This window comes from Tenacibaculum sp. DPLXC6, assembly GCF_056815515.1.
Genome location: NZ_CP141806.1, coordinates 533,978 through 557,624, shown reverse-complemented (window position 1 = coordinate 557,624; position 23,647 = coordinate 533,978). Strand labels below are relative to the sequence as shown.

The following is a 23,647-nucleotide window of genomic DNA, read 5'->3' as shown; positions in this document are numbered from 1 at the left end:
AAAACGAAAAAATGTCACTTTTTGAATTGATTTATAGATATTTATATAGAATTATTTTTCTACTAAATCAGATTGATTTCTAAAGACTAATTTATCATCAAAAGCATCTAGTAAAATAATACTATCTGTAGTTATTCTTCCTGATAATATTTCTTTAGATAATTGATTTAAAACCTCTTTTTGAATTACACGTTTTACAGGACGTGCACCAAATTCTGGTTGATATCCTTTTACGGCTAAGTAAGCAATAGCTTCATCAGTAGCATCAAATGTTATATTTTGTTGTGCAATCATCTTTTTAACACTATTCAATTGTAGTTTTACAATTTCTTTAATGTTATCTTCAGATAAAGGAGTGAACATAATGATATCATCAATCCTATTCAGAAATTCAGGTCTTACGGATTGTTTTAACAACCCTAAAACTTCTGTTTTTGCTAAGTCCATAGTTGTATGGATGTCTCCCTTCATATTATCAAATTTCTCTTGAATAATATGGCTTCCCATATTAGAGGTCATAATAATGATAGTGTTTTTAAAATCAGCAACACGCCCTTTATTGTCAGTCAATCTACCTTCATCTAGTACTTGTAATAAGATGTTAAAGGTGTCTGGGTGCGCTTTTTCAATCTCATCTAACAATACAACCGAATACGGCTTTCTTCTAACAGCTTCAGTTAATTGTCCACCTTCATCATAACCAACATATCCAGGAGGTGCACCAACTAATCTACTTACTGAATGACGTTCTTGATATTCACTCATGTCAATACGAGTCATAGCATTTTCATCATCAAATAAATATTCAGCAAGTGCTTTTGCTAACTCTGTTTTACCAACTCCTGTTGTACCTAGGAATAAAAAAGAGCCGATAGGTTTATTAGGATTCTGTAAACCAGATCTAGAACGGCGTACAGCATCAGAAACGGCTTCGATGGCTTCTTCTTGACCAACTACTCGTTTGTGTAACTCATCTTCTAAAAGTAATAACTTTTCACGTTCAGACTGTAACATTTTAGTTACGGGAACCCCCGTCCATTTAGCTACAACTTCAGCAATGTCATCATAGGTAACTTCTTCTTTAATTAAAGAGTTTTCTTGTTGATTAGCTAAAACTTCTTGTTGTTTATCAAGCTCTTCTTGTGCGTCTTTAATCTTACCATAACGCAATTCAGCTACCTTACCATAATCACCATTACGCTCAGCTTTTTCAGCTTCAAGTTTATAGTTTTCAATATCAGTCTTTAAGTTCTGAATGGTATCTACAACACTTTTTTCTGATTGCCATTTTGCATTAATCTCATTACGTTCTTCTTTTAAATTAGCTAAATCGGCATTTAAAGATTTTAGTTTAGTTTCATCATTTTCACGTTTAATTGCCTCTATTTCGATTTCTAACTGCATTATTTTACGATCTAGCACATCTAACTCCTCTGGTTTAGAATTAATTTCCATACGTAATTTAGAAGCTGCTTCGTCCATTAAATCAATCGCTTTATCTGGTAAAAAACGATTTGTAATATAGCGTTGAGATAATTCTACAGCACCAATAATGGCCTCATCTTTAACACGAACCTTATGATGTGCTTCATATTTATCTTTAATACCACGTAAAATAGAAATAGCACTCTCAGTATCAGGTTCATCTACCATTACTTTCTGAAAACGACGCTCTAAAGCCTTATCCTTTTCAAAATATTTTTGATACTCGTCCAAAGTTGTAGCTCCAATAGCTCTCAATTCTCCACGAGCTAAAGCAGGTTTTAAAATATTAGCAGCATCCATTGCACCTTGACCACCACCTGCACCAACTAAAGTGTGGATTTCGTCAATAAATAACACGATGTCTCCTTCAGACTTTGTAACTTCTTTTACTACAGATTTTAAACGCTCTTCAAATTCACCTTTATACTTAGCTCCAGCAATTAACGCTCCCATATCTAAGGAGAAAATTTGTTTTTCTTTTAGATTTTCAGGAACATCACCTCTAATAATTCTATGTGCTAACCCTTCTGCTATTGCAGTTTTACCTGTACCAGGTTCACCAACCAGAATTGGGTTGTTTTTAGTTCTACGCGATAAAATTTGTAGTAATCGTCTAATTTCTTCATCACGACCAATTACAGGATCTAATTTTCCGTCTTGTGCTAACTGGTTTAAGTTTTTAGCATATTTATTTAAAGAGTTGTATGTCTCTTCGGCACTTTGTGATGTTACACGATTTCCTTTACGTAACTCCTCAATAGCTGCTTTTAAACTTTTTTCAGTAACACCTTGGTCTTTTAATACTTGTGCTATTTGACTTTTAGATTTAAAAATAGCTAAGATTAAATGTTCAATAGATACATATTCATCGTTCATTTTTTTAGCGATGATAGATGCTTCATTTAATGTTTTATTAGCTTCACGAGAAAGCATTAAATCAGCACCAGTAACTTTAGAAAAGCTTTCTAATTGCTTATCTAATACTTGCTGTATAACATCGACATTTATATTAAGTTTCTTTAAAATGAAAGGAAGTACATTTTCATCGACTAAAAATAAAGCTTTGAAAATGTGTTCATTTTCTATAAGGTTGTTACCATAACTTTGCGCTAATTGTTGCGCTTGCTGTATGGTTTCTTGTGATTTTATTGTATAATTGTTAAAATTCATATCGTTTTATTTTTTTCTCTGTAAAAGTCAAAATCAGTACCAATTGATTTTTAAAATAAAAAAGAGACATTTTGTCTTTAAAAAATGGGTTTTTATGACTTTTTGACTGATGTAGTGGTAGTTAAGAATAATTATGTTAATAAAAATAAGAATTTTATGGGAGTATTAAACACTCTTTTTGGAAGAAAAGATAAAAATAAAGAGGGAGAAGAAGCGTTTATCAACTGGATTCCTTTAACCTCCTTAGATCAAATAAAGGAGATAAAAGAACGATCTAAAAATGAACCTGTAGCTATTTTTAAACATTCAACAAGATGTGGCATAAGTAGCATGGTTATTAAACGTTTTGTAAACAGTTTTGATGAGGATCTAAAAGATTTTAAAGTGTATTATCTAGACTTACTTAGTTATAGGGAAATTTCTAATGAAATAGGGTACACTTTTCAGGTTTTACATCAATCACCTCAGTTGTTGGTAGTTAAAAATGAAGAAGTAATTTCACATGCTTCTCATTATGATATTGCTCGTATTGATTTGAAGAAATTTTAAAAAAGATGCCATTTTTAATGGGATTTCCTTAAATACCTCGTATTTTTGCATATTTCAAAATTATAGAGATTTGAGTAACGAAACAGCAACTTCACAACCAAAGAAAGGAAAAAATCTATACGATTATCAAAAAGAAGCATTGCACAAAATTTTCAAAAGTTTTGAGAATGCCCCCGAAAATTACCATTTACTTTATCAACTACCCACAGGAGGAGGAAAAACAGTTATTTTCTCTGAAATTACACGTCAATACTTAAAACATTATCAAAAGAAAGTATTGATAATGACGCACCGAATAGAATTGTGTAAGCAAACAGCAAAAATGCTTAAAGAGTTTGGTGTAGTAAACAAAATTATAGACAGTAAAGCAAGTTTAGATGACCAAGATGAGTTTGATTGCTTTGTAGCTATGGTAGAGACTTTAAACAATCGTTTGAACGACGATATGTTAGATATTTCGGATGTTGGTTTAGTAATTATTGATGAGGCACACTATAACTCATTTACTAAGCTATTCAAGTTTTTTGATAAGTCTTTTATATTAGGTGTAACAGCCACTCCTTTAAGTTCAAATATAAAACTTCCTATGAAGGATAATTATGATGAGCTTATAGACGGAGAAAGTATTGGTGCTTTAATTCAGAATGAATACTTAGCAAAAGCTAACATCTATTCTTATAATGTAGGGTTAACTTCATTAGAAGTAGGGGCTAATGGTGATTATACCGTAAAATCATCTGAAGATTTATATACGAATACAGATATGCTTTCTAAGCTTTTACAAGCTTATGAAGAACGAGCAAAAGGAACAAAAACCTTGATTTTTAACAATGGTATAAATACATCACTGCATGTGTATGATACTTTTAAAAGAGCAGGTTATCCAATTGCACATTTAGATAATACGAATACAAAGAAAGAACGTGATTTTATCCTAAAGTGGTTCCACAAAACTCCTAATGCAATTATTACTTCGGTAAGTATCTTAACAACAGGATTTGATGAACCATCAGTACAGTCAATTATTTTAAATAGAGCAACAAAATCGTTAACATTATACTACCAAATGATTGGTCGAGGTTCTCGTATTTTACCAGGGAAATCAGAGTTTAATGTAATTGATTTAGGTAATAACTTCCATCGTTTTGGACCTTGGGGAGCAGATTTAGATTGGCAAAAAATGTTTAGAGCACCAAATTTCTATTTAGATAACTTATTATCTGATGAAGAAATAGAAAGTGACTTTAGATATGAGCTACCTGCAGATGTAAAAGCAGAGTTTGCAAATTCTGAAGATTTATACTTTGATGTTAAAAAAGTATACAGAGATACCATACAAGGAGGAGAGTCTTCAAAACGAGTGTTAGAAAAATCAATAGAACATCATGCAAAAATGTGTGTTGAAAATAGTGAAGATGTTTTTGATGCGTTAATCTTAGCTAAAAAGTTAGGAGGCGATATAGATGATAGAATTTTTAGATACTCTAAATGTATTTCAAAAAGCACACATAATTTTATCGACTGGTTGCAAGATGACTATCGTAAAAAGCTAAATAGTTATTTACGCAGTAATTTTGATGAAGTGTATGAGGAAATTTATGGATATCCACCACCAGAAGAAGAATAAAAAATAAAAGAAAATAAAAATCCAGTTCGAAAGAACTGGATTTTTTTATAATTATACTTAGGTTAAAGTATTATTTGGCTGGTAATACTTTACCAGAACATTCACCAAAACCAATACGTATTTTTTCATTTTTACAGTAACCGCGCATAATAACTGTATCGTTATCATTTATAAATTTACGCTCGCTTCCGTCATTCATTTTTATTGGATTTTGACCTCTCCAAGTTAACTCTAACATAGATCCAAAGCTATCTTGAGTTGGTCCAGAAATAGTCCCACTTCCCATCATATCACCAGCATTTACAGGACATCCGTTAACAGTGTGGTGTGTTAATTGTTGTACCATTGTCCAGTACATGTACTTAAAGTTAGAATTACATACAACTGTTTCTTCTTTACCTTCTGGTTGAATAGCCATTTGTAAGTTAATGTCATAACTATCCTTTCCTTCTTTCTTTAAATAAGGTAAAGGCTCATAAACTTGCTCTGGGTTATCTACTCTAAAAGGCTCTAAGGCATCTAAAGTAACAATCCAAGGAGAAATAGTTGAAGCAAAACTTTTTCCTAAGAAAGGGCCTAAAGGAACATATTCCCAAGCTTGGATATCACGAGCAGACCAGTCATTAAATAATACCAATCCGAAAATATATTCTTCTGCTTCTTCAATAGGGATTCTTTCTCCTAAATCATTTGCTACTGTAGTAATAAACGCCATTTCTAATTCAAAATCTAATAATTTTGAAGGTCCGAAATTTGGTTTAGTTTCACCTTCACTTGGACGTTGTTGTCCTATAGGGCGACGGATAGGAGTTCCTGATGGTACAATTGAAGAACTTCTTCCATGGTAACCAATAGGAATTTGTAACCAGTTTGGTAATAAAGCATTTTCAGGATCTCTAAACAAGCTTCCTACATTGGTAGCATGTTCCTTACTTGCATAAAAATCGGTATAATCTCCTACAGAAACAGGAAGTTGCATTTCAACTTCGTCCATTCTAAAGATTATCTTGTCTTTGTGTTCAGCGTTATCTCGTAGCTTACTATTTTTTACATCAAAAATATCCGCAATTCTATTACGAACTAAACGCCAAGTTTTACGTCCATCAGCAATAAAATCATTTAAGGTATCTTGTAAGAAGATATCATCTGTTAACGGAATTCCATCAAAATATCCTAATTGGTGTAAGGCACCTAAATCGATTGCATAATCACCAATTCTTGTACCAATCGTTATAATATCATCTTTTGTAAGAAAAACCCCAAAAGGTATATTTTGAATAGGAAAATCTGAGTCTTCAGCTACAGTTAACCAAGATTTTCTATTCGGGTTATTAGCAGTTATTTCCATTTATCGTTTTGTTATATTTTTCATCAAACCTACATATTTTTTTCAATTTACCCCAAAAAGATGAGTAAAAAAAATACTAAAGTATTTTTGTAGATACTTCTTGTAAAATCCATATAATTTGAATAATAAAATTAGTACTTTTGGCTACTTTATGTAACAACACACAACATGCAAAAAGATCATCAAATATTTGATTTAATTCAAGAAGAAAAAGAACGTCAACTAAACGGTTTAGAGTTGATTGCTTCTGAAAATTTTGTAAGCGACCAAGTAATGGAAGCTCAAGGATCAGTTTTAACAAATAAATATGCTGAAGGATACCCAGGTAAACGTTATTATGGTGGGTGTGAAGTAGTAGATATCGTTGAGCAAATTGCGATTGATAGAGCTAAAGAATTATTTGGAGCTGAGTATGTAAACGTACAACCACACTCTGGAAGTCAGGCAAACACAGCTGTTTTTGCAGCATGTTTACAACCAGGTGACACTATTTTAGGCTTCGATTTATCTCATGGAGGTCACTTAACACACGGTTCGCCAGTAAACTTTTCAGGAAAATTATACAATCCAGTATTTTATGGTGTAGATAAAGAAACTGGATATATAGATTATAATCATTTAGAGCAACAAGCTAAGGAACATAAGCCTAAATTAATTATTGCAGGTGCTTCTGCGTATTCTCGAGATATAGACTTTAAGAAGTTTAGAGAAATAGCAGATAGCGTTGGTGCTATTTTAATGGCTGATATTTCTCATCCAGCAGGGTTAATAGCTAAAGGGATTTTATCTGATCCATTACCACACTGTCATATTGTTACTACAACAACTCACAAAACGTTACGTGGGCCTCGTGGTGGAATGATTATGATTGGAAAAGATTTTGAAAATCCATTCGGATTAAAATTAAAATCAGGAAAATTAAAGAAAATGTCTACATTGATTAACTCTGCGGTATTTCCAGGAAATCAAGGTGGACCATTAGAACACGTTATTGCTGCAAAAGCTGTTGCTTTTGGTGAGGCTTTAACAGATGAGTTCTTAGAATATCAAATTCAAGTAAAAGAAAATGCACAAGCAATGGCGAAAGCATTTGTGGCGAAAGGATATGAAATTATTTCTGGAGGTACAGATAACCATTGTATGTTAATTGATTTACGTAACAAAAAGATTACAGGTAAAGCTGCTGAAGATGCTTTAGGAAAAGCAGAAATTACAGTAAACAAAAACATGGTTCCTTTTGATACTGAATCACCATTTGTTACTTCTGGTATTCGTGTAGGTACTGCTGCAGTTACAACTCGTGGCTTAAAAGAAGAAGATATGGAAGTTATCGTTGATTTAGTTGATGAAGCATTAATGAATGCTGAGAACGAAGAAGTATTAGAGGCAGTAGGAGAGAAGGTATATGATTTAATGCATAATAGACGTTTGTTTATTATGTAGAAGAAGTCTCTTCTAATAAGTATAAATAAAAAGGTCGCTCTAAAACACTTTAGAGCGACCTTTTTTTATTCGTCATTATCTTGAGCTCGTTCAAGAATTTTTTCAGGAAGTGCCTTTTTAGCTTTGGCTCCCATTTTCTTTAACTTTTCTACACTGGTAATTAAGTTTCCTCTACCTTCTACCAATTTATTCATTGCAGCAGCATAATCGGCTTTGGTACCATCTATTTTTTTACCAATATTAACCAAGTCAGCCAATAATCCGTTAAACTTATCATACAAAGCACCTGCTTGTCGTGCAATTTCTAAGGCATTACGTTGTTGCTTTTCGTTATTCCACATGGTATCAATAGTACGTAATGTAGCTAATAAAGTAGTAGGGGTAACGATGACTATATTTCTTTCAAATGCTTTATTATAAAGGGTGTTGTCTTCGTTTAAAGCTACTGCAAAAGCAGGTTCAATAGGTACAAATAACAATACAAAATCAGGAGATTCTATCTTATAAATATCTTCATATTTTTTTTCTGAAAGCTGCTCAACATGTCGCTTTAATGAGTTTACATGCTCTTTTGCAAAACGCTCTTTTATAATATCGTCTTCACTATTTACATATTGTTCATAAGCAGTTAAAGATACTTTTGAATCGACTACCATTTTTTTGTTGTCAGGTAGGTGAATTACTACATCGGGCATGATACGTTTACCTTCATCATTGGTAAAAGATTGTTGAACAAAGTATTCTCTGTCTTTTTCTAAACCAGATTTTTCTAAAACACGTTCTAAGACTAGTTCTCCCCAGTTTCCTTGGGTTTTACTATCACCTTTTAAAGCTTTGGTTAGGTTTAATGTTTCCTTACTCATTTGAGCATTTAATTCTTTTAATCCTAATAATTGCTCCTTTAAAGCAGAATGCATTGAAATGCTTTCTTTTTGAGTATCTTCAACCTTCTTTTCAAAAGTTTGAATTTTTTCTTGAAGCGGATTTAAAATATCCTTTATGTTTTTCTTATTTTGCTCAGTAAACTTATTCGATTTCTCATCTAGAATTTTGTTCGCTAAATTTTCAAACTCTTTGGTAAACTTATCCTGTAGTTTTTCTACTTCTTCTTTATTTTCTTGAAGTTTTAACTGTAAATTTTTAAGTTCTTCGTTTTTTCTAGCCAATTCAAGAGCAGTAAACTCTTTTTCACGACGCAACTCACTATTTTCTTTAGTTTTTTCGTCTAATCTATTTAAAAAGTCTTCCTTTTGTTGAGAAAATGACTCTTCCTTTTCTTTTTTCTGAATTTCAAAATTAGCTTGATGGTTTTGTAGGGTTACAATCTCTTTTTCTAAATCAGAAGTTTGTTGTTTAAACTTTAGTTTAGAGAGTAAGTTTCCAATAACAAACCCAATTAGTAAGGTACTAATAGCAATTAAAATAAGTAAAAGAGTGGTATTCATTAGAATAAATAAAAGTTAATTAAGTGAACAAATATAGGACAAGATAGGTTAAATTTATTTGATTTTTGTAGGGAAAACCGTATCATTGACCTTTATACCTAGTAAATGATATCTAAATTTATATTTCACAAAGTTTTAGGCTGGAAGGTAGTTGGAGATTTTCCAAGAGACTTAAAAAAATATGTTGTTATTGGAGCTCCCCACACGAGCTGGAAAGACTTTCCGATTGCTATTTTAGCAAGAAATACTATTGGAGTAAGAGTCAACTTTATAGGTAAAGCATCGTTATTCAAACCTCCTTTTGGGTTTATTTTTAGAGCTTTAGGGGGAGCTCCTGTTGATAGAAGTAAAAGCACGAATAAGGTTGATGCTATTGTGGCTGTTTTTAATCAGCATGAAGAATTCCGTTTAGCTTTATCCCCTGAAGGAACTCGTGCTAAAGTAACCTCATGGAAAACTGGGTTTTATTATATTGCCAAAGGTGCTAATATTCCTGTGGTAATGTTTGCTTTCGATTTTGAAAACAAGCAAATTATTATAGCGCCTCCTTATTACTTAACAGATGATATGAACGCTGATATGAATCATTTTTATGATTTTTATAGAGATATAAAAGGAGCAAAACCAGAGTTGTTTTCAGTACCTGATAAAGAGTAAAACAAACGTTAAATAGTCTTATTTTCTTGAAAGTTTTACGATATTTAAGTACCTTGTAGAAGGTTTAAAAACAGTAAGATATGAAAAGGTTTGTTTTTTTTATTAGTATAATTTTTGTGCTGTTTAGTTGTGCTTCATCAAAAAACGTAACACAGGCAGAAATAGATAACTTAAATGCTCTTATAGAAAGTAAAACTTTTGAAATAGAAGCAGAATGGGCAGAACCCATGGTTACAAATGCAATGGCACAAATAGCTAATGCAGGTTTGTTACCTATAGGAAGTAATGCAGGAAATATTAATTTAGTGGGAAACAGTAATTTTTTCAGAATGAAAAAAGATACTGTTGCAGCTTATTTACCATATTTTGGTGAGCGACAAGCAGGTGGTTCTTATGGAGGTACAGATATTGGAATTGAGTTTGAAGGAGTTCCTGAAAATTTAGTTGTATCTGAGGATAAAGAGAATAGCTATAAAATTAGTTTTAAGATAAAAGATAAAAATACAACAACTGAAAACTACAATGTTATAGTTAGAATATACCCTAGCTTATCGAGTACTATTTATGTAAATAGTACGCAGAAAAATTCAATTAGATATAGAGGTAAAGTACTTAAAACTTCAGAAGAAAAGTAGAATATTCTATATAATACTGTATTTTTAGTAGCTCATTATAATAATGTATGGAGCTACCAAACTTTAAAAAGTATCTTATTGAAAAAGGAGGGTTATCAGAAGATGATTACCTTCAAATACAGCCGTTTATTTCTTTAAAAAACGTTTCTAAAAGTGATTTTTTATTAAAAGAAGGAGATGTGTGTTCTCATTTCTTTTTTGTAGAAAAAGGTTTGTTACGTTTATATGCCTTAAATGAAGAAGGGAAAGAAAATATTTTACAGTTTGCTACTGAAAATTGGATTGTGAGTGATAGAGGAAGTGTTTATTTTCAACAACCATCAACATATTATATTGACGCTGTAGAAGATACATTAGTCATAATGTTAGACGAGGACTTTATTAATAAAGTGTCAAAAATAAATACTGATTTTAGAAGAAAAAATGAGCATTTGTTACAAAAACATATACGCCAATTATACAAACGTATTAGTCAACTACTAGGAGCATCAGCTAAAAGACGTTATTTAGATTTTGTAAGTATGTATCCAGATATTATGTTACGAGTTCCTCAATGGATGATAGCTTCATATTTAGGAATTACTCCCGAGAGCCTCAGTCGTGTTCGTAAAGCTTTAGCTGAGGAAAACTTCAAACCCAATAATTGAGGTACGAGTTATAATTGTTGATTTACGGTTGTTAGATCATCGTAATTCATTCTTACCATAGGTCAATGCATACCTTTTTTTGTTGCCGTAATTTTACAGTGAAATAAAAAAGGATTTATTATGAGACATTTAAATGCATTAGTTGTAACCCAAAATACATCAATGCCTAAAATTTTAAATTGGCAAGTTTCAACTGTTCCTAATGTCGAGACAGCCATTGAGAAATTATACCAACAGGCATATAACGTTTTAGCTATTTCAAAAGAAACAAAAGAAGTAGATAAAAATAAATTACAGAAGATTATTACTGTATTATTCCCAAATGCAATTTTAGTTGAGTTTAGCAATGAGTCTACACTTTCTGAAAGTGTTAAGAATGGATATTGGTTTAAAAACAAACCTCAATTACAACGTAGTTATTTAGACAATTCATTTGATATTGAATTAGCCAGTAGTTTATAGTAATTAAAAGAAAGGAATTTAAAATGAAAACAAGAAGTATAGAAAAAATAGTAAAACCAGGAACTCCACATTTTGTAGGTGATGGATTTAGAGTTCATAATTTTATACCAGGAACTTCAACAATGCAACGAATGGATCCGTTTATTATGTTGGATTATAATTCTAAATATAATTTTCCTCCAACAGATAAACCAAAAGGCGTAGGAGTTCATCCACATAGAGGTTTTGAAACTGTAACAATAGCTTATAAAGGGCGTGTTGAACATGGAGATAGTGCTGGAGGTGGAGGAATTATTGGTGAAGGTGATGTACAGTGGATGACGGCAGCTTCAGGAGTTTTGCACAAAGAATTTCACGAAACTGAATGGAGTAAAAAAGGAGGAGAGTTTCAAATGGTACAATTATGGGTAAACCTTCCTGCTAAAGATAAAATGAGTCCGCCAAAATATCAAGCAATAGCTAATACAGAAATGGCTAAAATACCATTAGCAGATGGAGGAGGAGAAGTAGAGGTAATTGCAGGAGAATATAAAGGAAACAAAGGGCCTGCATCTACATTTTCGCCAGTTAATATGTTTAATGTAAAGTTGAAGAAAGGAGTAAAAACACAGTTAACCTTTCCTAAAAACTATACTACTGCTATTTTATCAGTTGAAGGTAGTGTTAAAGTGAATGAATCAAATAATGTTTTAGAAGATCACTTTGCATTATTTAAAAATGATGGAGATACATTTACTTTAGAAGCCTTAGAAGATGCGGTAATTTTAGTATTAAGCGGAGAGCCTTTAAACGAACCGATTGCAGCACATGGACCTTTTGTAATGAATACTAAACAAGAGTTGATAGAAGCATTCCAAGACTTCAACACTGGAAAATTTGGGTATTTAGAAGATTAGAGGAATAAAGTTTATTCGTTAGGGATGGATATTTACTTGATAAGCTTGGTTAAGTTGTGCTTATAAGTTCTACCAATAGGAATGTATGTTTCTTGAATTTTGATTCGATTACCTTCTATGACTTCTATTTTTTTAGTAGGAATAATATACGATTTGTGAACGCGAATAAAGGTATTAGGTAATAGTTTTTCAAAGTTACCAAGTCTATCTAAAGTAATTATAGTTTCATTTTCAAGGTGTACCTTCACATAACTACCTATACTTTTTAAATAATTTATAGAGTTTAGAGTTACTTGATGAATTTTTTTATCACCTTTAATAAAAATTTGCTCACCTGTTGTATTGGTGTTAGATACTGATGAAGTGTTTACATCCTGTATAATAGTCGGTTTTGCAGCTTCTTCTATAAGTTTTTTTTGAGCTGTAGCTTTGTTTACTGCTTTTAAAAAACGTTCAAAACTAAAGGGTTTAAGAAGATAATCTAAAATATTTAGTTCATAGCCTTCTAATGCATGTTCTTGATATGCAGTAGTAATAATAATCAAAGGCGGATTGTGTAGCGTACGTAGAAAATCTAGTCCTTTCAATTTTGGCATATTAATATCTAAAAAAATTAAATCTACTGAATGTTCATTTAGGTAATTCATCGCATCTAAAGCAGAATGACATACTTTTACAATATCTAAAACATTGAGGTTCTCACTGTAATTTTTAATTACTTTATGAGCTAAAGGCTCATCATCTACAATGATACATTTCATGCTAAATTTAGTTTTAATTGCACCTTAAACATACCATTACTATTTGTAATGTGCAAGCTATGATTAGAAGGATAGGTAAGTGCTAATCGTCGTTTTACATTCTCTAAACCAATTCCAATTTGTTTGTTTTCAGTAGTTTCAATAAAATTGTTTTCAATAGTAAAGAGCAAGGTTGTTTTAGTTACTTCAAGTTGTAAATTGATAAAAGCATCTTTTTCCATAAGATCAAATCCGTGCTTATAAGCGTTCTCTAAAAATACAATAAGTATCATTGGTGCTATTTGTACATCAAAATCTTTTACATTCTTTTGAAAAGTGACAATACCGCGTTTGTGTTGTCGCATTTTTTGTAATGCTATAAAATTTTCTAAGTAACTCACTTCACTTGTAATAGGAACTTTAGGAGCCTTACATTCGTAAATTGTATAACGCATCATTTCAGAGAGCTTTAAAATAACACTAGGAGTTTGTTTAGATTGCTCAAGTGATAATGCATATAAATTATTTAAGGTATTGAAGAAAAAATGTGGGTTGATTTGATTTTTCAATACCGATAATTCTAATTGAAGACGATCGTTTTCTATCTGTTTTATTTTTGATGATTGCATATACCATCGATAAGAAAGGTGCAGTAAGGTAGAAATTAGTAGAATAAAAATCATACCTGCGATTCCTGTATCTAAACTTGGATTTTGATTTTTCATTTGAAAGAAATGTTCATCCATCCAAGGTTCACCATACCCCATTACCCAACCCCACACTAGAATAAGTATGGCGGAAAAGAGAGTGAAAAGTAAATACTTCTTTGGTACTAAAAATTTAGGAATTAACCAGTAGATATTTAGATAAACAGGAGGAGCTATTAGAAAAAAAACTCCCGACATGGTTTGTAGCAACATCAATCCAAACAATTGAAACGTAAAGGAAGTTTCATTTGTTACAGCCATCATAAAAGCAAGTGTAATACATGAACTAAATAAAAATGATAAATGGAGAAAGAGGCGCTTTTGAAAGGTGTTCATGTAAACAAAAATACTATAAGTAATTAGAATTCACTATTAGAATTAGCAAATCAAATGTTTTTATCAACGAACGACCTGTTTTCATAAACAAACGCCATTTGTAGATATGTAGAAGGTATTGATTTGGCTTTGTAGGCTTTTGGTTAAAAAAAGATTTTTTCTAACGAAGGTTATCATTCTTTTGACATTCATTTAAAATATACAATGATGAAACTAACCATAAACAGTTTATGTAAAACGTATGCTAATGGTGTACGAGCATTAGATAACCTCAGCTTAGAAATAAATAACGGAATGTTTGGTTTGTTGGGACCCAATGGTGCAGGAAAATCTTCCTTAATACGAACTCTGGCGACTTTACAAGAGGCAGATAGCGGAACTGCTTTTTTAGGAGATATAGATATATTAAATAATCCTTTAGAATTGCGAAAAGTACTCGGTTATTTACCTCAAGAGTTTGGAGTGTATCCCAAAATTACAGCCCAACAGCTCTTAACCCATCTCGCCATATTAAAAGGAATTACAGCTAAAAATGAGCGTAAAGATTTGATAAACTATTTATTACAAAAGGTAAATCTTTATGAAAAGCGAAACAAAGCAGTAAGTGGTTTCTCAGGAGGTATGAAACAACGTGTAGGAATAGCACAAGCACTAATAGGAAACCCTAAACTAATTATTGTAGATGAACCCACTGCTGGTCTTGATCCTAGTGAACGAAATAGTTTTCATAACCTTTTAGCTACAGTAGCTAATGATGTGGTTATTATTCTTTCCACTCACATTGTTGAAGATGTTAACGAGTTATGTGAAAAGATGGCAATTATGAATCACGGAAAGATTATATGTCAAGGTGAACCTAAAAAGGTAATTGAAGAGATACATAATAAAGTTTGGCAGAAAAGAATAGAACATCATGAACTGGAAAACTATAAAACTCATTATGAAGTAATTTCAAATAAAATGGTAGGAGGTAAGCCTTTAATTCATGTACTGAGTAATGAAAAACCAGAGATAGGATTTGAGTCTGTAGCTCCTAGTTTAGAAGATGTGTTCTTTACTAAGATCAATGAGGCGAAAAAGAACAATGTAGCTGAGTTAATTTAATAAACCAATAAGACGATGTTTAAAACTTTTTTTTTCAACGAAATAAAGAATGGAGTTAAAAGCTCTATGCTGTATATATTTTTTGTGATGTTTACTGTAATTGCAGCAGTCGGAGTGGTAAATGAAGGAATAGCGTTTGGTGGAGCAACAGGAAGTGTATACAGAAACGCACCTTATGTAATTACTTTTTATACTGTTAAATTATCAATGATAGCACTTTTGGTTGCCACAGCCTATTTTAATAATGCAGCATTACGCGATTATCAACATCATTTTAATGAGATTCTGTTTGCCTCTCCAATTCGAAAAGTAAGTTATTATTTTGGACGTTTTTTAGGAGCCTTTTTGCTGTCATTATTGCCTTTACTGGGAGTGTTTTTAGGCTTTTATCTAGGAACAGATTTTGCGTTAGAGAGTAATGTTTTACCACAAGACTCTATAGGGGTGTTACAGCAAGGAGTTTTTATGAATAACTTCTTACTTTTTGTGATACCTAATATGTTTGTTTCTGGAGCTATTATTTTCGCTATAGCACACAAATATAAAAGTACTGTAGTTTCTTTTATAGCTACGATTATAATTATTGTAGCTTATTTAATATCAGCAACTTTAATGAACGATATACATACTGAAAGTTGGGCAGCTATGTTAGATGTTTTAGGAGGGAATGCATACCTTGTTGATACTAAATATTTAACACCTTTAGAAAAAAATACTGAAGTAGTGTCACTTTCAGGGTGGTTATTTATGAATAGGCTATTTTGGATTGGAATAGGAGTAATTATTTTGATAAGTTCTTATTATTCTTTTTCATTTGTTTTGAAACAGAAACCTATAAAAAAGAATTCTCGAAAAGCTAAAGAAGTAAAGCAAGAATTCAAACAGCCTTTGGTACATTCTGATTTTAATTTTTCAACTACAATTTACCAGTTTAGAAGTTTTTTAAAGATGAATTTATACGCTATTGTAAAAAGCAATACGTTTAAAATTTTACTCTTTTTTGGAGTTTTAATTTTACTGAATAAACTGTCAAATGGTTTTGAGTATTACGGACTTCAATCATACCATATAACCTCTAAGATGATTGCTTTTAACAGACCTATAAGTATGATAATAGGTATGATTATTTTAGTTTTTTTTAGTGGTGAATTAGTTTGGAAAGAACGTAACAGTAACATTGCAGGAGTGCTTGATGGAACACCACACAATTCTTTAATACTACTTTTATCTAAAATCAGCGCATTAGTAGTAATCAATATCGTTTTTGATTTACTATTAATAGGAATTTCGATATTGTATCAGATGTTACATGGAGTTTTTAGCGTACAATTAGGTGTGTATCTATTAGATATGTTGTATTCAGGGGTACCCATATACATTACTTGGGCTTGCATCTTAATAGCTATGCAGATAATTATCAATCACAAATATTTAGCATACTTTACTGCTATTTTATGTATTTTCTTATTTGAGTTTTTAGTAGTTGATGCTTTAGGAGTTCAATCATTTATGTTGAATTTAGGGTTTTCTCCAGAATACATTTACTCTGATATGAATAAGTTTGGTCCAGAGTTACTAGCTAAAAATTGGTTTAGTTTGTATTGGGTATCTTTTGGTGTTTTGCTGGTGACCATTACTAGTTTACTATGGATAAGAGGAAGTATTAAAGGAGTTAGAGCTCGTTTTCGATTGGCATTCAAACGAATCACACCAAAATTTGTACAAGCCTTTATAGGTAGTTTGGCTTTCTTTTTATTGGTCTCTGGGTATGTATATTACAATACTCAAATACTAAATAATTATTACAGTGTTGCAGAGATTAAAGACATGCAAGTAGCCTATGAAATTAAATATAAAAAGTACGAACAAATTCCACAACCTACAATTACAGCTATCGACTATAAAATAGATGTATATCCTTATAAGAGAAATGTATCTGCTACCAGTATTATTACAATTAAAAATACCAGCGACAAAGCTATAGATTCATTACATTATTCACTTTCTTATTTTGTTGATGAAGGAAATGAAGGAATAGAATTAAAAAAGTCAAAATGGATTAAAAAGATCAAAGTACCTAATGCTAAGTTAGTATTGAATGATAAAGAATTAGGGTACCAAATTTTTAAGTTACATACACCATTAGAACCAAGTGAAACTATAAAGCTAACTGTTGATACTAATTATCAAAGCCAAGGGTTTGAAAATAAAGTGTCAAATATTCGCGTAGTTAAAAATGGTACTTTTTTCGACTCTACTGCAATCTTACCTACTTTTGGTTACGAACTATATAATGAGTTAGCTGATGATAAAGACAGAAAAAAATATGGATTATCATCACGCAAAAATCTTCCCGATTTGGACGACAAGGATAAATCCTACCTTACACGTAATTATATTACAGGAGGAACATCGTCATGGGTAGATATAACCACACAGATAACAACCTCGGAAGATCAAATAGCTGTGGCTTCTGGAAGTTTACAAAAAAAATGGACTATTGGTAATCGTACTTGTTATCAGTATAAAAATGATCATAGTTCATTAAACTTTACCAGTTTTATGTCAGCGAAATACGAAGTAGCTACTAAACAATGGAATTCTGTAGATCTTGAAGTGTATTATGATGCTTCACACGATTATAATATTGATATAATGCTTGAAGCTTTAAAAAAGTCGCTAGAGTATTATACCGAGCAATTTGGTCCTTATATGCATAAACAAGCACGAATAGTAGAAATCCCCAAATATTACAGTTTTGCACAGGCTTTTCCAGGAACAATACCATATACAGAAGGAGGTGGATTTGTTACTAATTTGAGTAATGCGAATGATAATAATGTTATTTATGCCTTAGTTACCCATGAAATGGCGCATCAATACTGGGGGCATCAAGTGGTAGGAGCAAAAGTTGCTGGAGCAACTATGCTATCGGAAAGTTTTGCAGAATATTCTTCTCTTATGGTTTTAAAAAACACCTTAAAAAGTGATGAGAAAATGAAACAGTTTTTAGCATATGACTTTGAAAAGTATTTACGTGGTAGAGGGGTAGAATCTCAACAAGAACAACCTTTACTTTATGTAAAAGACCAAAACTATATTCATTATGGTAAAGGAAGTTTGATATTGTATGCGTTACAGGAATATATAGGTGAAGATAAGGTTAATACAGCTTTAAGATCATTTTTAAACGCTTATAAATATCAAGAAGCACCTTATCCTACTAGTTTAGATTTTTTAAAGTATTTAAAACCACAAATACCTGAAGAATTACAATACTTGCTTAAAGATTGGTTTGAGGAGGTAACTTTATATGATTATAGCTTAAAAAATGCTACATATACAAAACTAAACAATGGGAGTTATAAAGTGAATTTGATAATTGATGCTAATAAGATAAAAGTAGACAGTTTAGGTAAAGAAAAAAAAGTAATGCCCTATAATTGGGTAGATATAGCTCTCTATACTAAAGACAAAGAATTATTAATAAAACGAGTATTGTTTAACCAAAAAGAAATGCGTTTATCTTTTGAAATAAATGAACTACCAAGCAAAGCAATTATTGATCCAAAACGATTGTTGATAGAACGAAATATAGAGGATAATGGTAAGATAATGAGTGTTTTATAGCGATAAAATACAGTGAGTAAAACCTTGTAGATAATTAATAATCAAATATTTGAAGTAATAATAGTATCTTTAAAAAGTATATAGAATAGAGGTTATAAAACACTAAAACAGATAGAGTTACTTATGTCTAACACAAAACTAATAATTGAAGAGCGAGCAGCAAATATTGGAAATTTTCTAGTAGGTCGTTTGTTACCATTTCGACAAAAGCGAATGGTAGGTCCTTTTATTTTTATTGATCATATGGGACCAGTAAAGCTTACCGAAAATGATAACTTAGATGTAGCAATGCATCCTCATATAGGATTATCAACACTAACTTTTTTGTTTGAAGGTGCTATTGTACACCGTGATAGTATCGGTACCGAAATAGAAATCACACCAGGAGCTGTGAATTGGATGACAGCAGGAAAAAGAGTAGTACATACTGAAAGAACTCCCGAACGGTTAAGGAATTCAACCAAAAAGCTTCATGGATTACAAATATGGGTGGCTTTACCTTTAAGTGAAGAGCAATGTGAACCTTCTTTTACACACGTTTCTGCGGATGAGATTCCTAGTTGGGAAGACGATGGAGTACAGTTTAAGCTCATTGCCGGAAAAGCCTTTGGTAAACAATCACCTGTTCCAGTATATAGTCCATTATTTTTTATTGAAATTAAGTCGAGTAAAACACAAACAATCACTATTGGAGATCATTTGTTTGGTGAGAGCGCTTTGTATATTCTAGAAGGAAGTATTACTAGTGATGGACATATTTATGGAGAAAAGCAGTTATTAGTAGCAAAAGATAGTACTTTATGCGCCTTTGAAATAGCTGCTAATTCTACCGTGTATATTTTTGGAGGAAACCTTTTTCCTGAAGAACGTTTTATCGAGTGGAACTTCGTAGCTTCTAATAAAGAATTGATAGAACAAGCGAAAGAAAATTGGAAGGGTAATAAATTTCCTTCTGTACCAAACGAGACAGAGCGAATCCCCTTACCAGAACAGCGACGTTTTGGAGGGTAATGAATAATGTAATTAATAACAATTATATGAAAACAGGTAGATTAGAAGCATTTAGCGATGGTGTTTTAGCCATTGTAATTACCATTATGGTATTAGAAATGAAAGCTTCAGAAGATACTACATTTAAAGGACTATTATCTGTAGCTCCCGTATTTATAAGTTATTTACTTAGTTTCATTTATTTAGGAATATATTGGAATAACCATCATCATTTAATGCAGGTAACGCAAAAAGTAAATGGTACAATTTTATGGGTAAACTTACACTTACTCTTTTGGTTGTCTTTAATTCCATTTACTACTAGTTGGGTAGGAGAGCATGGTAATTATAATGAAGCCTTACCTGTAGCTATTTACGGATTTGTTTTGCTCATGAGTGCAATAGCTTATTTCATTTTAGAAAGAGTATTAATTAAATACCATGATGATAATTATGCATCATCTAAACTATGTGCAAATGGATTCAAAGAGTATACTTCTTTAATTTTATACCTTTTAGCTATACCATTAGCTTATTTATATACATGGATTGCTATACTGTTTTATGTAGTAGTAGCATTTTTTTGGTTAATTCCTGAAAGAAGGTTAGAAAGTTTTGTTGAGGATAATTAAAAGTAAGGTTTTTCCATACTAAAATTATGGTTTTTTAACTGTTGAACTTTTTTTTAAAAGTTAATTTAGGGACGTAAAATAAATATTTTAACCCCCAAAAAACTTTATAATGAAAAAAGTGATTTTAAACGTAGAAGGATCTCAAGAATTAACAAAAACAACATTAAAAAATATTAAAGGTGGAGGACCTTTTCCTTTCCCTAAAGAATGTGGAGGAGACGGTTCTTATATCTATCAAGATGGAGTAAAGGTTTGCTGTTATCGACCTACAACTATGGATTATATTTGTTAATCCTTTTTAAAGAATATTTAAAACTGCTTAAGGAACCCCTTAAGCAGTTTTTTATTACAAGCCTAACTTATTCATTTTTCCTTTTTCATACCTACTATCTTCGGCAGGGTAGCGTAAAATGGCCTCATATTTTTTAGAATCCTTAGCTAAAGCATAAATTAAACTTTCGCCAGCATAGTTAGGAGTTTGATTGTAGATAGGATCGGCATAAGCTTCTTTGGTAGAAACGATAGTCCAACCTTTTTCTTTAAATAACTGTATTAAATCATCTATAAATAATGCAGCAGCAAGGTTATGGTGCAGTAATACGTTATGCTTAATATGTCGCCCGGTAAGTTCAAAAGAGATTTTTTCATAAAACTGAGCACGATTCCAGATATGTTCCAAGTAAAATTTTCTAAACTTATTGATGTCAAAAGAAGAATCTGTACGTAGTTTTTTAATCAAACGACTATCTATATACCAATCAGAAGCATCAATAGTTACATATCCATTTTTATAGTTTTGCTCTTTTAAAAAGTTACGAAAAGATTCAATTTTTTCTTTCGAGTTTCCTTCTTTAAGGTATGGAAACCTAAAGTACTTTTGATAATTAGAGTATTGTTTAATAAGGCTATCGTTTTTCAACAATTCATTTTTAAATTGTTCAAAAGTTACTTTTGGGCTATTATAATTAGGATGTGTATAGGTATGATTCGCAATACTGTGTCCGTCATTATTCCAAGATGTTAATAAGTGTTTACCTCTTTTACTGTTTTTACCTTCTCCTTTTACAAACAAAGTAGCTTTTACCTTGTTGTCTTTTAATTTTTTTAGTAACATAGAATTCCATTTTTCAAAAGAATATCCAGGTCTGTCACCTAAAGTACCATCATCAAAAGTAAAACTGATAGATTGTGCATATATAGAACTATATAATATAGAACAAAATGTAATCAATAGGAGGTTAAGTAAGAATATGTTTTTTTTCATGTTCTAATCTTTCTTAGTAATGTTATTAAACAGAATTCTCCCACAAATTTTATGGGAGAACTGCTTTTTGTTTTAATAAAAGATAATTATTCTTTAAAGAAATTTATAGGATTTACTTGTGCTTCTTTATAGTGTACTTCATAATGTAAGTGCGATCCTAATGATGCACCAGTGTTACCTACATACCCAATAACATCTCCTTTTTTAACCGATTGATTTTCTGTAACATTAAACTTTTGTAAGTGTGCATACCATGTTTGGTACCCATCACTATGTTCAATTACAATTAAATTTCCCCATTTGTTTTGGTCAGCAGCTTTGGCAACAACACCATCAGCAGTAGCAATAACAGGTGTTCCTATAGGTGCTTTAATATCAATACCTTTGTGCATCATTTTTTTACCTTTTTTTAACGGATTTCTTCGCTTTCCGTAGGTATTACTGATGTCATTTTTACTTTTTCCTTGCACAGGAAAAAGAGTGGGAGGGTCAAGAACAAACTCTTTAGCTAACTGGGGAGTTGTACTTGGTAAGAGTTTTTTAGTTGTGTTTGGCTTGGTAAACGCCAAACAAAGACTTGCAGCACCCATAATGAATACTGAGTAGGTGAGTTTGTACACCTTAGCCGTGGGCTTCTTTGTGATCATATCTATTCGCTTTTTGATTACTGATTGATTAAAATAACTATACAAGTTATTAGCTGGTGCTGTTTCTTTTTCAATGTTTTGTAAAAGAGCCTGTAGGTAATTGGATGTTTTAATTGGTCCGTTCAATACCCAGCTATCTGCTTGATATTCGTGTATCGCTTTTAACGATTTTCGATAAGCATATACTAACGGATTGAACCAAAATAAGACAATATAGGCTTCAGCAAATAGCACATCTATAGAGTGTTTTAGCTGCACATGTGCTTTTTCGTGTGCTATTATCAGTGTACTTTCTGTAGGATGCACATGTTTAGAAATGAATATCCAATTAAAAAATGAAAAAGTACTGGTATGATTGGTTTGTATGAGTTGATAGTTGTTTTCCAACGTAACTCCTGATTGCTTCTTTAGTTGAAATAGTAACCAAAGGGAATGTAACAGTCGCAAGAATACTAACAAGCTACCTAACAAATACAAACCAAAAAGAATGGTTTTAAAATTATAGGTTTGTGTACTTGTTTTTTCAATAGTATCAACTAATACCGTTTTGCCGTTGGTAACAAATTCGTTGAACTGTGGAATTTGAATTATGGTTGATGATGTTTCAAAAGTTAACAGATACGATAGAGGAGCTAACAAAGCTACTATAGGTATTAAAAGCAATATAAATCGGTTTACTTTATGAAATGTTACTCGACTACCTACAATGATATAAAGTAGGTATAGGCAAGAAAATACCAGACTGCTTTGAATGAGATAAATTAAAAAACTAGTCATTTTTTTCTTTTAACGTTTCTATTTTATCTTCAATAAGACTCTTAATTTCTTCTAATTCGGTTAGGTTAAAGTCTTCATTTTCTGTAAAAAACAAAGCAAACTTACTTTTAGAACCGCTAAAAAAACTTCCAATCACATTTTTAAAATGTTTTTTAAAATATTGTTCTTTAGTAATGGTAGGAGCGTACTGTCGTACTTTACCAAAGGTTTCAAAATTTAGAAAACCCTTTTTTACCAAAACACGTACTACGGTTGATATAGTTGTATACGCAGGTTTAGGTTCTGGGTATTGTTCTACAATATCTTTTAAGAAAGCTTTGTTGAGCTTCCATACATATTGCATTACTTGTTCTTCTGCTTTTGTAAGTTCATTCATGTAGCAAATATAGCACTATTTTGTTACTATAACTATAATTATAGTAATGAAACTATTTTTATAGTCGTTAAAGTTTTGTT

General features: G+C 31.5%; 21 protein-coding genes. 13 read left to right on the top strand and 8 right to left on the bottom strand.

Annotated elements, in window-relative coordinates:
* Nucleotides 1–51: 51 nt before the first annotated feature.
* The gene (clpB, locus tag VCM48_RS02450; protein ID WP_482271491.1) at nt 52–2,655 is read right to left on the bottom strand and encodes an ATP-dependent chaperone ClpB; all 2,604 of its coding nucleotides are present in this window, start codon (nt 2,653–2,655) and stop codon (nt 52–54) included.
* A gap of 156 nt (nt 2,656–2,811) precedes the next feature.
* Here clpB and ytxJ point away from each other — a divergent pair, with 156 nt between their 5' ends.
* Nucleotides 2,812–3,204, top strand: a complete 393-nt coding sequence (gene ytxJ, locus VCM48_RS02445) for a bacillithiol system redox-active protein YtxJ (RefSeq protein WP_274640042.1) — start codon at nt 2,812–2,814, stop codon at nt 3,202–3,204.
* A gap of 70 nt (nt 3,205–3,274) precedes the next feature.
* Complete coding sequence (locus VCM48_RS02440) at nt 3,275–4,831, top strand: DEAD/DEAH box helicase (RefSeq protein WP_274639925.1); 1,557 nt, start codon at nt 3,275–3,277, stop codon at nt 4,829–4,831.
* A 70-nt stretch (nt 4,832–4,901) separates the two neighbouring features.
* Here the strand turns inward: VCM48_RS02440 and fahA are convergent, their stop codons facing one another.
* Nucleotides 4,902–6,179 (bottom strand): fumarylacetoacetase, encoded by a 1,278-nt coding sequence (gene fahA / locus VCM48_RS02435; protein ID WP_274639924.1) that lies wholly within the window; start codon nt 6,177–6,179, stop codon nt 4,902–4,904.
* Nucleotides 6,180–6,347: 168 nt separating this feature from the next.
* On the opposite strand from fahA, the gene glyA reads away from it, so the two are divergent.
* A complete protein-coding gene (gene glyA, locus VCM48_RS02430; protein WP_482271490.1) occupies nt 6,348–7,622 on the top strand; it encodes a serine hydroxymethyltransferase in 1,275 nt (424 codons plus the stop codon).
* A gap of 65 nt (nt 7,623–7,687) precedes the next feature.
* Here the strand turns inward: glyA and VCM48_RS02425 are convergent, their stop codons facing one another.
* Nucleotides 7,688–9,067 (bottom strand): DNA recombination protein RmuC, encoded by a 1,380-nt coding sequence (locus VCM48_RS02425; protein ID WP_482271489.1) that lies wholly within the window; start codon nt 9,065–9,067, stop codon nt 7,688–7,690.
* Between the two features lie 105 nt (nt 9,068–9,172).
* On the opposite strand from VCM48_RS02425, the gene VCM48_RS02420 reads away from it, so the two are divergent.
* The 5 genes from VCM48_RS02420 to VCM48_RS02400 all read left to right on the top strand — a co-directional run bounded on the left by VCM48_RS02420 (nt 9,173) and on the right by VCM48_RS02400 (nt 12,364).
* Nucleotides 9,173–9,724: a 1-acyl-sn-glycerol-3-phosphate acyltransferase gene (locus VCM48_RS02420; RefSeq protein WP_124588739.1), complete on the top strand. Its 552-nt coding sequence runs from the start codon at nt 9,173–9,175 to the stop codon at nt 9,722–9,724.
* A gap of 80 nt (nt 9,725–9,804) precedes the next feature.
* The gene (locus VCM48_RS02415) at nt 9,805–10,359 is read left to right on the top strand and encodes a DUF4251 domain-containing protein (RefSeq protein WP_482271488.1); all 555 of its coding nucleotides are present in this window, start codon (nt 9,805–9,807) and stop codon (nt 10,357–10,359) included.
* Nucleotides 10,360–10,406: 47 nt separating this feature from the next.
* Entirely contained in the window at nt 10,407–11,006 is a 600-nt protein-coding gene (locus VCM48_RS02410; protein WP_482271487.1) for a Crp/Fnr family transcriptional regulator, read from the top strand.
* Nucleotides 11,007–11,126: 120 nt separating this feature from the next.
* The gene (locus VCM48_RS02405; protein ID WP_482271486.1) at nt 11,127–11,468 is read left to right on the top strand and encodes a hypothetical protein; all 342 of its coding nucleotides are present in this window, start codon (nt 11,127–11,129) and stop codon (nt 11,466–11,468) included.
* 23 nt (nt 11,469–11,491) lie between these two features.
* Nucleotides 11,492–12,364 carry a pirin family protein gene (locus VCM48_RS02400; protein ID WP_482271485.1) on the top strand — a complete coding sequence of 291 codons (873 nt, stop codon included), beginning with the start codon at nt 11,492–11,494 and terminating at the stop codon, nt 12,362–12,364.
* 32 nt (nt 12,365–12,396) lie between these two features.
* Here VCM48_RS02400 and VCM48_RS02395 read toward each other — a convergent pair whose 3' ends face one another.
* Both VCM48_RS02395 and VCM48_RS02390 read right to left on the bottom strand, forming a co-directional pair.
* Nucleotides 12,397–13,125 (bottom strand): LytR/AlgR family response regulator transcription factor, encoded by a 729-nt coding sequence (locus VCM48_RS02395; RefSeq protein WP_482271484.1) that lies wholly within the window; start codon nt 13,123–13,125, stop codon nt 12,397–12,399.
* Nucleotides 13,122–14,075, bottom strand: coding sequence for a sensor histidine kinase (locus VCM48_RS02390; protein WP_482271483.1), 954 nt, complete (start codon nt 14,073–14,075; stop codon nt 13,122–13,124). Before VCM48_RS02390 ends, VCM48_RS02395 begins: the two co-directional genes overlap by 4 nt.
* A gap of 276 nt (nt 14,076–14,351) precedes the next feature.
* Between VCM48_RS02390 and VCM48_RS02385 the strand changes: the two genes are divergently transcribed.
* The 5 genes from VCM48_RS02385 (at nt 14,352) to VCM48_RS02365 (ending at nt 20,795) form a co-directional block, all read left to right on the top strand.
* On the top strand, nt 14,352–15,251 hold the full coding sequence (locus VCM48_RS02385) for an ABC transporter ATP-binding protein (protein WP_482271482.1): 900 nt from the start codon (nt 14,352–14,354) through the stop codon (nt 15,249–15,251).
* A 66-nt stretch (nt 15,252–15,317) separates the two neighbouring features.
* On the top strand, nt 15,318–18,881 hold the full coding sequence (locus tag VCM48_RS02380; RefSeq protein ID WP_482271481.1) for an ABC transporter permease/M1 family aminopeptidase: 3,564 nt from the start codon (nt 15,318–15,320) through the stop codon (nt 18,879–18,881).
* 123 nt (nt 18,882–19,004) lie between these two features.
* Nucleotides 19,005–19,892, top strand: coding sequence for a pirin family protein (locus VCM48_RS02375; RefSeq protein WP_482271480.1), 888 nt, complete (start codon nt 19,005–19,007; stop codon nt 19,890–19,892).
* A gap of 26 nt (nt 19,893–19,918) precedes the next feature.
* The gene (locus tag VCM48_RS02370; RefSeq protein WP_482271479.1) at nt 19,919–20,503 is read left to right on the top strand and encodes a TMEM175 family protein; all 585 of its coding nucleotides are present in this window, start codon (nt 19,919–19,921) and stop codon (nt 20,501–20,503) included.
* A 109-nt stretch (nt 20,504–20,612) separates the two neighbouring features.
* Nucleotides 20,613–20,795, top strand: a complete 183-nt coding sequence (locus tag VCM48_RS02365) for a hypothetical protein (RefSeq protein ID WP_099214373.1) — start codon at nt 20,613–20,615, stop codon at nt 20,793–20,795.
* Nucleotides 20,796–20,849: 54 nt separating this feature from the next.
* On the opposite strand, the gene VCM48_RS02360 is transcribed toward VCM48_RS02365, so the two are convergent.
* The 3 genes from VCM48_RS02360 to VCM48_RS02350 form a co-directional block, all read right to left on the bottom strand.
* A complete protein-coding gene (locus VCM48_RS02360) occupies nt 20,850–21,767 on the bottom strand; it encodes a polysaccharide deacetylase family protein (protein WP_482271478.1) in 918 nt (305 codons plus the stop codon).
* An 86-nt stretch (nt 21,768–21,853) separates the two neighbouring features.
* The gene (locus VCM48_RS02355) at nt 21,854–23,077 is read right to left on the bottom strand and encodes a peptidoglycan DD-metalloendopeptidase family protein (protein WP_482271477.1); all 1,224 of its coding nucleotides are present in this window, start codon (nt 23,075–23,077) and stop codon (nt 21,854–21,856) included.
* A gap of 106 nt (nt 23,078–23,183) precedes the next feature.
* Nucleotides 23,184–23,567: a BlaI/MecI/CopY family transcriptional regulator gene (locus tag VCM48_RS02350; protein ID WP_482271476.1), complete on the bottom strand. Its 384-nt coding sequence runs from the start codon at nt 23,565–23,567 to the stop codon at nt 23,184–23,186.
* Nucleotides 23,568–23,647 lie beyond the last annotated feature (80 nt).